Here is a 13,502-nt window from a genome sequence, read left to right on the forward strand (position 1 = left end):
AGGTGGCGATCTTGTCGGTTAGTTCTTGCTGGAGCAGGGCGTGCGAGTCTGCTGTGCCGCGGCCGGTGGTTGCGTAGTCGGCGTGGTGGTCGACCGCGTTGGTAGCGTGGGCGATTTCTTCGAGCGCGGTCAGGCGTTCGACCAGCAGCGGCTTGCCGGCCGGCTCGGCGAGAAGGCGGCCGATCGCTTGGGCGACTCCCGCGCGGATCTGATCGGTCGGACCACCAGTGACTCGGTGAGCGGCTGATGGCGACACCGTGGCCGGATCAGGGAAGGTCTTGGTTGCCCCGTCAGAATCGGCGATCTGCTCATACAGGTTGATGGCATGCGCGAGCCGCGACCGCGCGCCCGCCGACTCGGTGCTGTTCGGATCATCGAAGGTGCGCCAGTCGAGGTCTGCGGCCAACCGCTCGATTCGCGCCAGCTCAGCCACGCGCTGACGCCGTACGTCGAAGTCACTATCGGTTTCCGGCTGTCCCGGCGGCAGGTTGTCGGTGTGGGCCCGCTCGACCGCCGCGCGGATCCGATCGGTGTAGTCAGGATCAGTAGGCGATACGTCGGCAACCGTCTGAACGGCCGGGTTGCGAAGCTCCCGCAGGTGTTCAGCCTGGAGTCGCATCTGCTGGATGAGGTACTTGGCGATCGCACGCTGCTGGATCAGCTGCGCCGGATCGACCAATTGCTTGCCCAGGGCAACCGCAAGATGATCCTTCCGGTTGATCTCGGCGCGGCGGAACAAGTACCTCGCCACCGGAGTTCCGGTCAGACCGCCTCCGACACCAGCCAGGGTGAGCGCCACACTCAGGCTGGGCAGGTCGAAGATCTGGTCGAGCGCCACGATGCCGGTCGCGCCGCCGATCGCCGCCGCCGAGACCTGGACCGCATAGACCCAGAACCGCGACTGGCCAGACGGCCGCGGGCCCGGCGGCGGCGCGGAGTTCGCAAGGTCGGCGGCGCGGTCGGTGAGATCCGGGGTGGCGCCGGGATGTTCGAGGCTGACGAGCAGTTCGAGATCCTGAACCACCTGGTGCAGCTCGAGGATCGGCTCGCGGAGTGCCTCGAGCAGCGCAGCACCCCGCCTTGCTTCAACCTCGGTTTTGTCCCAGCCCTTCTGGGCGTCGTTCGCCGCCTCCTCGCGGTTCATGAAGAACTTGTCGCCGACCGCACCCAGCAGTCCACCCGTGATCGCGGGACCGATCGCGTTGAGGATTCCCTCCACCTGCTGGCTGAGGTGTCGCGCCAGCTCGGGCGTGTCGACGGCCGCACCCTTCTGACCGCCCATCACGACTCGCCTCATCGCCGCCGCGACGTTGTCGATGGCCTGGGCCAAGGCATGAACCGACAGCGGGGGCATCCCCGGCGACACGATCTCCCCTGGCTGCTGGTCGGCTCGCTGCTCGGCATCGGTCGTCCCCGCCAGCACCGACTGCAACCGCCCCAGCCTTTGCTGATAGCTGTCCAGCGAAGCGATCAGCTTGTTCTGGAACGACTCGCTGTTCTCGAGGTCCGACCGGAGACCGCTGTCCACCCGGCCGAGGCGGAAGTCGAACTTCTTCCTGTCGACCAGCCGCTCCGCGAATGCCTTCGCCACCGCGGACGTGCCGATCACCAATGCGGTCGACAGCGCCGGGACACCGACCAGCGTCAGCACTCCGGCCACGCCCGTCGCCGCCACGGCCGGTACGAGATGCCGAGCGACGTAGTATCGCTGCCCTGCTGCCCGGGGCATCTTCACGGCCGGCGGAGCAGGACCTGCTGCAGGGCCGTCCAGAAGCCCCTTCAGTCCGGGATACTCCCGTTCGCGGACCGCCCGGTCGGCGTCATACGCGGGCTTCTTGCCGACCTCCTTCTTCGAGTCCAGCCAGCGCTCGCGCAGCGATCCGACGAGAGAGTTCACCATCGTCGGCGCCGCCAGCGCGAGGCCGACCCGCCAGTCGCCGGTCTCGCTGAAGCCGACGGCACCGATCACCAGAGCGGACCAGCCGGACGACCTGACCGCCTTCACAAAGTACGCCGCCCTCGAGACCCGATCGTCCAACGGCGACTGGCGATCCTGGAACCGCTCCACCAATGTCCGGTCATCCGTGCTGAGCATGGTTCTGAGCAACTCCGCATTCGGTTGCTTGTCGCCCAGACTCATGGCGGCGATCCGATCGGCGAGCACCCGGCGGAACTCGGTACGGCGAATCGCCGCGGACTGTTCATGCGCGAAGGCCTGCTGACGGAGCTCGGCGAGATCACCGTGATCCTCGGCCTTCAGCTCCGGGTCATGACGCGAATCGCCGGCCGGCGACAGGATCTTGTACTCCGGGCCACCGGTGAGCTGCGCCGCCGTCGGATCCAGACTGGCCTTCGAGGTCTCGGCCAGGATCCGCGCGAGCACCGGCGCGATCTCCGTGTGCGCGAGCCGATCGGACAGAGTCACCTCCGCAGTCGGCTCAGCCCCAGGCACGGCGACGTATTCCGCGACCGTGCCTTCAGTCAGCGGACCAACCCGTTTGATCAGCCGGTAGGTCCGATCATCAAGCGCCGTGACCTCGTAGACACCGTTGCCCTCGTCAACAACCTGGGCAACTCCGGCCGCCGCCAGCACCTCCGGCCTGACGATCGCCCGCGCCGACTCAGCACTGACCAGCACCCACCCCTGCAAGAAGCGCTCCGGTCGACGGCGTGCGCTCTCCGGCCCGTCGACAGCTGTGCTGGAATCGGCTGCTGCCGAGCTGATCACCGATGGCTCGAAGAGGTTCTGCGGACGGCCAGGGCGGAACCTGTTGATCGACGGGCTCTCGTACCGGCTGAACGCCTGGCCGGCCTGGTTGATGAACGTCCGGCCACTGGCCCACACTGTTCGACCGGTCCGCGGATCGGTGACTTCGTAAGTGACCGTCACGCTGTCGGGGCGAGCCTGGCCGGGTGGAAGTCTGACAGCGACGTCGAGTTCGAAGCCGGCGTTGAGCCAGGCCGCCCATTCGTTCTCGACCTCCTTGAATGCGCTGCGGTTCAGGTTCCTGTTCTGCGGAAAGATGTTCTCGAGCACCGTCTCCTTGAAGAACCGCCACGCCAGCGCATGACCACCCTCGTCACCGGCGATCCCACGATGCCCCGCGGCCTCCTGCGCTGCCTCGTCCGCCGACGTCCGCCCCGAACCGTCGAAAGCACGAACCAGATGCGCCTGCACAGATCGCAGCCGCCCCTGCGAGTCCGAAAGCCATCGCGCCGTGTTCCCGGTAGTCCCGCGGAGTCGAGTCATGGATCGGCCCCAACGCCTGCTGCTGATCAGCTGCAATCTCCGGCGACGACGGATCAAACCACCCAAACCCATCGGGCCCACTCACCGCCGCGCCATCTCCCGGTGCATCCGGCGGATCAACCGGCCCCCGCCCTCCAGACTCACCTTCCGGATCAGCGGCTTCTTTGGAGGCTGTCGCTGGGCCGATTGTCGATTCGGCCGGCTGACTCGTTTCGCTCTGCTGGTCGGGGTTCTCGTGCTCGGGGTCTGTTGCCTTGGAGTCCGAATCCTTCGTCCGGCCGCCGGGATTCTGTGCTGTTCCCGGTACGGCGTGCGCGGGGTTGCCGGAGGTCGACGAAGTAGCCGTGTGCGCGAGCCCGTGGCCCACCTGCGTCCCGGCCGGTGACGCCACCACGCCTGAGTACATCCCCTGCTGGCCAGCATCCTGCTGACTGACACCTTGTTCACCAGCAGGCACCTGCTCGCTACCAGGCCCCTGATGATCGCTGACATTGCCGTTGTCGCTCGCAACCTGCTCGGCGACGCTCTGCTGATCGCCACCGTCGCCCTGACCATCGACGGTCTGACCATCGGCGCCCTGGTCACCAGGGATCTGGTCGCCGGCGGTGTCCTGCTGATGGTCGGCACCTGCTTGGTCGATCCTGCCTTGCTGGTCCTCCTCGTGGCCCTCGGCGTGCTGTTCCTGGCTCGGATCAGCACGGTGCTGCTCAGTCGCAGTCTGCTGGCCGGCTGGTCTTCCTGCGTGGCCATTTGCCGAACCATCAGCCCCCGGGGCACCGTGAGTCGGCGAAGCCGTGGGTGGGCGACCGCCACCGTCGACCGAAGATCCGCCGGCCGTTCCCGCTGACGAGCCCGACGACGTGCCTACACCCCCAGTGACAGCACCTCCAGCTCCGGCACCTCCAGCTCCGGCGCCGGCGGTCCCTGTTGAACTCGCACCGGCCGTGCCGGCCCCGGTGGCTCCCCCCGCCGCGTCACTTCCACTGGTGCCGGTACCTTGTCCGCCCGAGCTCACCGGACCTGCGTGGCCAGTATCCGAAGTCGCTCCCGCTCCTGCCGTGGATCCTGCGGGATCGGCCGGGGCGGGTGGAGGCGGGCCGGGTGGATCGGTGGGCTGTGGGACGACCGGGCTGTCGACCGCAGGGGTGGACGGGCCGTTGACGGCATTGATCCACTTTGCGCCGAGTGTCTCGCCGGCGTGCCCCGAGACGATCCGCGAGCTGCCCAGCGCACCGGACATCAGCCCTTGGGTGCCGATGGCGCTCAGGTACTCCCCCGGCCCGACCTCCGACAGCTTGCCATCAGCAACGGCCTGGACGGCCGTCCCGACCACTGGCGAGGTGATCCCGTTCACGACGAACGCGTGGCCACTCTGTTCGAACAGCTCGGTGCCACCCTCACCACGCCTCAGTGCGCCGGCAACCAGTCCCGCGGGGGCTGAACCGACCACCCCGATCGGCGCGATCACCCGGCTCGCTCCCGCGCCCACCACCTCGCCGGCCGCACTGACCGCGGTCTGTTTCCAGTCGTAGTCCTTCCGGAATCCCCCCATCTTGTCCATGGTCTGGGCCGCGATATCCGCGGCTCCTCCCTCGAGCGTCTGGCCAAGGACAGTACTGAGAATCCGGCCTGCCAAGGCCCCGCTCCGTCCGAAAGCCGCGGCAGCGCCCCGGATCACGTTGACGATCTTGGTGCCGACGGACACGATCAGTCGGAGGCGAGCGAGGTCGCCGAGGCCTGGTGGTAGCGCGAAGGTGGCGGCGAACTCCAACGCGTTCAGGGCCAGTTCGGCGTAGATCTGGTGCTTCACCGAGGCCACTTGCAGGGCGAAGTCATGGCAGAGCTTCGCCATCTCCTCCATGGCCGGGATGACAGCCCGGTAGCCATCGCTGTTCAGCGTCCGGTCAAGTTTTCGCTGGTACAGGATTCCTGGTACGTCCCGCCAGACTCCCGGTAGCTGCTTGTTCGCAGCATCGGCCTGATCAACGGTGGCACGCAGAGCCGCCGCGCACTCCTGCCACGCGTCACCCATCCGCTTCGCGGCGTCCTCGTCCGCCGGGCACCAGATGAGGGTGTCCCAGGCCCATCGCAGCCACGACCAGAGTTCGGTGGTCGGCTCAGGGATCACTTGAGTGATCGCATCCGGTCGACCTGCTGTTGCGTCAGCTCCAGGTACCGGACCACGATGGCGTTGCCTGCGGTGCCCACCTCCTCGAGCTTCGGCTGGACCTGGTCGCTGAACTGCTGCAGCTGAGGCTTGATGGCGTTGTACTGGGTTCGGAACGCGCTGCTCAGCTCATCGAATCCGGTGTTGACGATCTGCTCGTCGGCGTCGATCGCGGGGCCGAGAGCCTTCCACCGATCCCCGAAGATGCCGCCGGCCTGGAAGATTCGGCTGACCGCCTCATGGGTCTCGGCCGGGAGCATGTCGATGTCGCCGACGCCACCGAAGTTGATCGACTGCGGGCTCATCGGACCGGCCTGTCGTCGAGCTGACCGAACTGGCGCAGGAGTGATTCGAAGGTCAGCCGGCCGGCTCCAGGCCCCGTCCGCGGCAGCTGCGGCGTGAGGTCCCGGCGCAGCTTCTCCTGGGCGTCGAGGCCGGCTTCGTTGACGGCCGCACGAATCTGCCCGGCCAGGGCGTCGGCGTCCTGGGTGCGGTAGATCCGCGGATCCAGCACCAGGTCCAACAGCTCGCCGTGTGCACCGACGGTCGCTTCGATCAGCCCGTCGGTGGACTCCGCCGTTCCGGTCGAATCCATCACGGCCTGGCGGATCCGCTGTGCGTCACGCTCGATCTCCTCGAGCTTGCCGAGCAACGCCCGGTCACCGGTGGCATCGTGCTCACGGGGACTCATCCGGCCTCCTCGCTCGCTGGTGCGCACCAGTTAAGGCCGGGACCTGGTGGCTGTCGGCGTGCTGACCTCTTCCGGCCACGATCGCTGGGGACGGCGATCGATCGAGCACCCTCGATCCCGTGAGCAACAAGTCCGCGAAACGGTTCGTGACAGCGCTGGCCATGACCACGCTGGTGATCGGAGCTCCGGTGGTCGCGCCGGCGGCGGCCGCCCCTCCACGTGGCGCCTGCAGCCGTCCGGAGCCCGGCCGGCGTACGGAGCCGTTGCTTCCGTGGGCACAACAACTGCTGAAGCCGCAGCGAGCCTGGCCCTTCAGCACCGGTAGCGGTGTCACCGTCGCCGTGGTGGACTCCGGCGTCGACGCCGACCACCCCCAGCTCCGCCGCGCCGGGAAGGTGCTGCGCGGCCGCGACTTCTACTTGGTCGGAACGTTGCCGGGCAACTACGACTGTGTCTCGCACGGGACCGGAGTCGCCAGTATCATCGCCGCCGACACCGCGACCGGCGTGGGCTTCGCCGGCGTCGCACCGGGTGCCCGGATCCTTCCCGTCCGGGTCAGCGAACGCGAGACGGGCGATTCCGGCCAGACCGAGATCATCGATCCGGCAATCCTTGCCAAGGGCATCAGGTACGCCGTCGACCAGGGCGCCCGGGTGATCAACCTGTCCATGTCCGGGGACCGTGACCAAGCACCGGTCCGGCAGGCCATCGCGTACGCGGTGAAGCGGGACGTAGTGGTCGTGGCTGCCGTCGGCAACCAGCAGGACGCCGACAGCGGGCAGCTTCCGTCCTATCCCTCCTCGTACCCCGGAGTGCTGGGGGTCGGTGCGATCACCAACGCCGGCGCGCGACAGCAGAACTCTCAGATCGGCCCGTACGTCGACCTGGTCGCACCTGGTGCAGCGGTTCTGGCGGCGACCAGACAGACCGGGCACGCCTATGTCGACGGCACCAGCTTCGCCGCGCCCTTCGTCGCCGGCGCGGCCGCTCTGGTGCGGGCGGCCTGGCCCAGGCTCACCGCACCGCAGGTGATCCAGCGGCTGATGGCCACCGCGACACCGGCCCGCGGCGGAAGTGAGAGTACGCAGTACGGGGCGGGGATCGTGGATCCCTATCGAGCCGTGACGGAAGGGATGATCGGCACCGCGGCCAGGGCGATCCCGCCGATGACTTTGCCGCCGCCCGACGAACACCAACTGGCGGTTTCGGCCTGGTGGCGGTCGGCCGGTTTGAACGCGCGGGAGATGACCGCACTCGCTGTCGGTGGAACCCTGCTGACCCTGATCCTCAGCTCGCTCCTGGTCGCCGGCCGACGCCGGCGCTGGTCCGCGAGCCGAACGACCATCGGCCGGAGCCGCCGCCCCGTCGCGGCGGACCTGCCGCCGGAATACCTCTTCACTCGCTCGGACTGACCCCGGAACGGAAGGAACCCCCGGCCTGATGGCCGGGGGTTCCTTGTGGTTCGACGAGTGCGAGTCGGCAATCAGACAACGAGACTCTGGGCGATTCCCCGAGTGGTTGCCAGGGTGCTCTCACCGTCCATCACGCACTGGTCCACGACGGTGCCTCGGTTGTTGAGATCGACACCGTGCTGGTGGGTCATGTCGGTTCCCAACTTGGCGCTGACGAAGTAGTCGTCGTACGTGGGGTCCATCCACGCTCCGCTCTCCAGGCCACGCACCAGACTGACGTGGTCCTCGGAGGCGGTCATCCGCTCTTGTGCCGCGTTGCGGTAGGACAGTGCGCCGTCCGTCATCCCACCGAACTGCTGGAAGATCTCGGTCATCGGGGGTTTCCTTTCTCTCGGTGCCGCCGCCGATCAGGCGGTCGGCATGGACACGGACGACAACTGCTGCAGCATGTACGATCCGTGCTGCTCGTAGTGGCCGGTGATCCGCTGACCGCCCTCTCCCTGCCGGTGCGCCAGATCCCGGCCTTTGAGGTTCGCGGCCTGGACCCAGTTGTCAGAGCCCTGGAGATTGCTCTGGGCAGCCGGACCACGCCAGGACGGCCCGACGAGATCCGCGCTCGTGGTGCTGACACGAGTGCCGTTCGTGCCGAGCAGATCGCCGTACGCCATCGTCTGATTGGCGTGGTGGGCCATCTGGTCGGTGAGGCCTTGGATAAAGGTGGACATCACTCACTCCCTTCTTGTTCTGGAGCTTTCGCCGAAACCGTAGGCAGCGACCGGGCGGCGGAACCGTCGACGACACCTTCCTGCCACTGGCCCCGCGAGGCGGCCGCAGCGGGTGATGATCACGATCAGATCGATCTCGTGGGAGGAACCCGGCGATGGCAACAATGGTGGTCCGGCGGCCGATGCGGCGCCCAGTTCCGGAGCTGCCCAGTGGCGAGTTGTTGCTCGAGGCACCCCCTGAGGTGCCGGAGCCCGGCGGCCGGCAATGGGCACAGATGCTGATGGTGCTGCCGATGGTCGCGATGATGGGCGCGATGATGCTGATGCTGTCCGGCAGCATCGCCAGCAGCCTGCGCTATGTGGTCTTCGGCTTGTTCGGACTGGCCATGGTCGGCATGGTCGTGGTCACCCTGGTCACCCGGAGCGGATCGGGAAAGGCCGAGATGGGTCAGGCCAGGCGCAGCTATCTGCGCCACCTCGCGCAGCAGCGGCTCCGGCTGGGCCGCTCGATCGACCAGCAGCGCGACGCCTTGAGCTATGTTCACCCCGACCCCGGTTCGTTGTGGGCACTGGCAGGCAGCTATCGGTTGTGGGAGCGTCGGCAGGACGACTCCGACTTCGGGGTGACCCGGATCGGCGTCGGTCCCCAGGGGCCGGCGACCGCCATCGTGCCCCCTGACACCCAGCCACTCGAACGGCTCGAACCCCTGTCGGCGCTCGCCCTTCGCCGCTTCGTGTCGACGTACGCGAAGGTGCCGGAGCTACCGCTCGCCATCGCGGTCACGGGATTCGCCCGGATCTATCTGCCGGGGGACGGCGGCCGGTCCACCGCCCTGGCCCGGGCGATGGTCGCCCAGCTGGTGACACTGCATGCTCCGGACAACCTGCGGATCGCGATCTGCGCCGACGCGAACCGGCGCGCGGACTGGGACTGGGCCAAGTGGCTGCCGCATGCCCTGCATCCGGAGCGGAGCGACGCGCTGGGTCCGCTGCGGCTGATCGCTCCCTCGATCGCCGCGCTCGAGGCGATGCTCGACGACCTGCTGACCAACCGGCCGCGGTTCGATCCGGACAGCGGCGGCGGGATCAGCAGCCCGCACCTGGTCGTCATCATCGACGGTGGTGACACCGATGGATCCGACCACCTGCTGGTCGGCGCCGGCCTCGAAGGCGTCACACTCCTCGATCTGACCTTCCCACCGCCCCGGGCGATCGACTCCAGCGCCATCAGCCTCGATATCGATGCCGAGGGCAACCTCTCGGCCGAGACGATGGAAGGGGACCAACGGCTCGGCCACGCCGACGGCCTGGACATCGTCACGGTCGAGGGACTGGCCCGGCAACTGGCCCCCCTCCGTCTGACCGCGGGAACCCACGGCGAGCAGCCTCTCAGCGCGGACCTGGGACTCGCCGAACTGCTGGACCTCGGTGATCCGTTCGACTTCGATCCGGACGACACCTGGCTGCCGCGGCCGAGCCGTGACCGGCTCCGGGTCCGGTTCGGTCTGCGGGCGGACGGGCTGCCGATCGAGCTGGACCTCAAGGAGTCCGCCCAGGAAGGCATGGGGCCGCACGGCCTGCTGATCGGAGCGACCGGTTCCGGAAAGAGCGAACTGCTCCGCACCCTGGTGCTGGCGCTGGCGATCACTCATCCGCCGCGATCGCTGAACTTCGCCCTGGTCGACTTCAAGGGTGGCGCGACGTTCACCCGGTTGGACAAGCTGCCCCACACCAGTGCCGTCATCACCAACCTCGCCGAGGAACTCGAGTTGGTGGACCGGATGGCCGACGCCATCAACGGCGAACTGCTACGACGGCAGGAGCTTCTCCGGGCCGCGGGCAACTTCTCCTCGCTCCGGGACTACGAGAAGGCCCGCGCCGCGGGTGCGCCGCTCGACGAGGTCCCTACCCTGTTGGTGATCTGTGACGAGTTCAGCGAACTGCTCACCGCCCGCCCGGACTTCATCGACATGTTCGTCCAGATCGGCCGGGTCGGGCGCTCGCTCGGCGTCCACCTGCTCCTGGCCAGCCAGCGCCTGGAGGAAGGGCGGCTGCGAGGGCTGGAGGCTCACCTGTCCTACCGGATCGGGCTGAGGACGTTCTCCGACATCGACAGCCGTACCGTGCTGGGGGTCAACGACGCCTTCCACCTGCCCCGTGCTCCGGGCCACGGCTTCCTGCGCGTCGGCACCGAGCAGATGGACCGGTTCCGCTCGGCCTACGTCTCCGGCCTTCATCGGCGGCCGGCCCCCGGTGCGTTTCCGGTCACCGCCGACGACTCACTGGAGCTCCTCGACTATTCCAGCGGGTACGTCGCAGCCGCGGTCGAGGACGAGTCCGAGGAGACGGCACCCGATCCGGACGGCGTCTTCGACGAGGCGATCGGCGAGAGCCTGATGGACGTCCTGGTCGATCGTTTCGAGGGCAAGGGAACTCCTGCGCACCAGATCTGGCTGCCGCCGCTGGATGCTCCTCCTCCGCTGGGAGCTCTGCTGCCCGGAGACCAGGGATCAGGCGGCGCGGTGCGGCCGGGAGGACTCGTCACGATCGCCGGTATCGTCGACAGGCCGCTCGAGCAACGGCGTGATCCGCTGTTCGTCGATCTGTCGGCAGGCGCCGGCCACGTGGCAGTGGCAGGCTCCCCGCAGAGTGGCAAGAGTACGACGCTGGTCACCTTGATCGCCGGGCTCGCGTTGACCCACACCCCGCAACAAGTTCAGTTCTACTGTCTCGACTTCGGCGGCGGAACACTGAGTGGGCTCCGCGATCTGCCGCATGTCGGCGGCGTCGCGGGACGGCAGGACATCAACGCGGTCCGCCGGACCGTGATCGAGATCGTCGGCATCATCGCGGCCCGGGAGAGCGCCTTCTCGCAGGCCGGGGTCGACAGCATGGAGGCCTACCGCGAACAACGCCGCCGGGGCGAACACGCGGACTCGCAGTACGGCGATGTGTTCCTGGTGGTGGACGGCTGGGCGACGATTCGCAAGGACTTCGAGGATCTCGAGCCGCTGCTGGCCGACATCGCGACCAGAGGGCTGGCCTATGGTGTGCACCTGATGGTGAGCGTGGCCCGGTGGTTCGATCTGCGCACCAATGTCCGGGATCTGTGTGGCACCAAACTGGAACTGCGGCTCGGTGATCCGACCGACTCACTGGTCGACCGGCGAGCCGCGATCCAGGTCCCGGAGCGGTCGCCCGGCCGGGGCGTGACCAGCGGCAAGCACCATTTCCTCATCGCGACACCACGCCTGCGCGAGCCGGCCGGTGCGGAACGGGTGTCGGTCGGCCTCGCCGCACTGGTGCAGAGTGTTCGCGCGGCCTGGCCCGACGCGCCGGCGCCGACCATCAAACTGCTCCCGCCGGATGTTCCCTACGAGACCGTGTCGGGCGCGAGTTCACTCCAGGCCGGGCTGGCGGTCGGCGTGGCGGAACGCAGCCTGGGACCGGTCCTGCTCGATCCCGCGGCCAATCCCACCTTCATCGTGCTCGGCGACACCGGGTCCGGCAAGAGTGGCTTCCTTCGTACGCTCGCCGCGCGGATCCAGGAGACGTACCCGCCAGAGCAGGCGCGGATGCTGGTCATCGATCACCGCCGGAGTCTGCTCGGCGGCATCGAGGGCGAGCACCTGGTCGGCTACGGCACGAACCACCAGGTGACGGCCAACCTGATCGGCGGCGTGGTCCAGCTCCTCGAAGCACGGCTACCTGGCCCGGAGGTGACGCCCCAGGAACTGCGGGACCGCTCGTGGTGGCAAGGGCCGGACATCTTCGTGCTCATCGACGACTTCGACCTGGTGGCCTCGTCGGAGGCTCATCCGCTGATGCCACTGCTCCCGTTCATTCCGCATGCCGGCGACATCGGGCTGCGGATCTTCGCGGCACGCCGAACCGGTGGCGCGATGCGCGGTCTCTTCGAGCCTGTACTGGCGCGCATCCGCGACATGGGTTCGCCGGGCCTGTTGCTGTCGGGCAGTCGTGACGAGGGCCCACTGCTGGGTGGTCTCCGAGCACAGCCGATGCCGCCTGGGCGCGGCTATCTGGTGAACCGCCAGGGCAACAGCCAACTCATTCAGCTCACCCACCCACCTTCGGACGACCAACCGGCCGGCTGAGACGACACCACGAGCGGGTCACACCGCTGCTGACCAAGGAGGATCGATGCCACAAGGCGACATCAACGTCACGAACACCGACTCGTTCGACCACTTCGGCTCGAGCATGGACGGGATCGCCAGCGCCTTCAACACCACGATGGGGGAGGTTGCGAGCAACTCCGCCTCTTCGGGCACGGCGGGAACGATGGAGGAGGGACAGGCCTTCCTGCAGAACGAGCGAGCAGCCCGGGAGCTGCTGGTGCAGTACATGTCGAAAACGTCGGAAGGCCTGACGGGCTACCGCACGGCCGTCTCCGCGATCGGGCAGGAGCACCTGGGCCTCATCCAACTGACCAACAGCCGGATGCAAGCCCTCTTGAAACCGCACGACGGTCCAACAGCCGTCAACCCGATCTTTGAGAAAGGCAACTGATCGCCATGGACTACACCTCTCTCGCGAATGCAGCCACGACGATGGAAGCGCTGCAGACCGCGATGACCCAGATCGATACCATCGCGCAGTCCGAGAAGGCAGTCCAAGGACAGCTCGCGACGTCGGCAACGATGTGGACCAAGTCGACGACCGCGCTCGACGACGTGCTCGCGACCTTTCCTCAGCTGAGCAGGGATCTGCTGGGCTCCTGGAAGAGCCCTGCCGACTCGTCCTTGTTCGACCAGGCCCAGCAGGCTTCCACCAACTCACTCGCCGCCTCACGCGACAGCACGACCAGGGCGCCCAGCGCACTCACATCCATGTCCGAGGCGATCGGAGCCACAGCTACCGCGACCGCTACTGCCAAGGGCCAGATCGACGAACTGATGAAGAAGTATCAGGCAGCTCTTGCCTACGTCCTCCCCGCGGATCTTGCGGCCCTCGAGGCGGAATTCGTTGCCCAGGGTCAGCCAATCGTGCAGAAGGCAGGAGCTGACCTGAACACTCTGGCTGAGCGCTACACCATCACCGGGCCACAGCTACTGGAGGCAGGACAGGAATTGAAATGGGATGGCCCGGGGGCCGGGAACAGCATGTCAACGGGTACAGGAGCGAAAGCTGCCGGGCCGAGTGGCACGGGGACTTCCAGTGGATCTGGTGCCGCGGGCGAGCAGTCCGGTGCTGGGGCGGCTGGAGCCGGTGCTGGGACAGGAGCGGCGGGTGCGGG

10 protein-coding genes are annotated in these 13,502 nt (G+C 67.7%); 4 read left to right on the forward strand and 6 right to left on the reverse strand.

Annotated elements, in window-relative coordinates:
- From VFG33_RS29875 to VFG33_RS29890, 4 genes are all read right to left on the reverse strand, one after another.
- Positions 1-3,178 (reverse strand): DNA/RNA non-specific endonuclease (locus VFG33_RS29875; RefSeq protein WP_349256428.1); only part of this gene is annotated, 3,178 nt, incomplete at its 3' end.
- Positions 3,081-5,378 carry a WXG100-like domain-containing protein gene (locus VFG33_RS29880; protein ID WP_325056326.1) on the reverse strand — a complete coding sequence of 766 codons (2,298 nt, stop codon included), beginning with the start codon at positions 5,376-5,378 and terminating at the stop codon, positions 3,081-3,083. The genes VFG33_RS29880 and VFG33_RS29875, both read right to left, overlap by 98 nt.
- Complete coding sequence (locus VFG33_RS29885) at positions 5,375-5,722, reverse strand: hypothetical protein (protein ID WP_325056327.1); 348 nt, start codon at positions 5,720-5,722, stop codon at positions 5,375-5,377. The genes VFG33_RS29880 and VFG33_RS29885 overlap by 4 nt, the downstream gene beginning before the upstream one ends.
- Positions 5,719-6,108: a YbaB/EbfC family nucleoid-associated protein gene (locus VFG33_RS29890; RefSeq protein WP_325056328.1), complete on the reverse strand. Its 390-nt coding sequence runs from the start codon at positions 6,106-6,108 to the stop codon at positions 5,719-5,721. The genes VFG33_RS29885 and VFG33_RS29890 overlap by 4 nt, the downstream gene beginning before the upstream one ends.
- A 119-nt stretch (positions 6,109-6,227) precedes the next feature.
- On the opposite strand from VFG33_RS29890, the gene mycP reads away from it, so the two are divergent.
- On the forward strand, positions 6,228-7,520 hold the full coding sequence (gene mycP, locus VFG33_RS29895; protein ID WP_325056329.1) for a type VII secretion-associated serine protease mycosin: 1,293 nt from the start codon (positions 6,228-6,230) through the stop codon (positions 7,518-7,520).
- A 71-nt stretch (positions 7,521-7,591) separates the two neighbouring features.
- On the opposite strand, the gene VFG33_RS29900 is transcribed toward mycP, so the two are convergent.
- Together VFG33_RS29900 and VFG33_RS29905 are read right to left on the reverse strand one after the other, a co-directional pair.
- Positions 7,592-7,894: a hypothetical protein gene (locus VFG33_RS29900; protein ID WP_325056330.1), complete on the reverse strand. Its 303-nt coding sequence runs from the start codon at positions 7,892-7,894 to the stop codon at positions 7,592-7,594.
- A 33-nt stretch (positions 7,895-7,927) separates the two neighbouring features.
- Entirely contained in the window at positions 7,928-8,245 is a 318-nt protein-coding gene (locus VFG33_RS29905) for a hypothetical protein (protein ID WP_325056331.1), read from the reverse strand.
- A 155-nt stretch (positions 8,246-8,400) separates the two neighbouring features.
- Between VFG33_RS29905 and eccCa the strand changes: the two genes are divergently transcribed.
- From eccCa to VFG33_RS29920, 3 genes are all read left to right on the forward strand, one after another.
- Positions 8,401-12,360 carry a type VII secretion protein EccCa gene (eccCa, locus tag VFG33_RS29910; protein ID WP_325056332.1) on the forward strand — a complete coding sequence of 1,320 codons (3,960 nt, stop codon included), beginning with the start codon at positions 8,401-8,403 and terminating at the stop codon, positions 12,358-12,360.
- A 46-nt stretch (positions 12,361-12,406) separates the two neighbouring features.
- Positions 12,407-12,775 (forward strand): hypothetical protein, encoded by a 369-nt coding sequence (locus tag VFG33_RS29915; protein WP_325056333.1) that lies wholly within the window; start codon positions 12,407-12,409, stop codon positions 12,773-12,775.
- Positions 12,776-12,780: 5 nt separating this feature from the next.
- The coding region (locus tag VFG33_RS29920) for a hypothetical protein (RefSeq protein ID WP_325056334.1) at positions 12,781-13,502 on the forward strand (722 nt) is incomplete at its 3' end.

The sequence above is a fragment of the Kribbella sp. genome, from assembly GCF_035687465.1.
In the GTDB taxonomy this organism is placed as follows: Bacteria; Actinomycetota; Actinomycetes; order Propionibacteriales; family Kribbellaceae; genus Kribbella.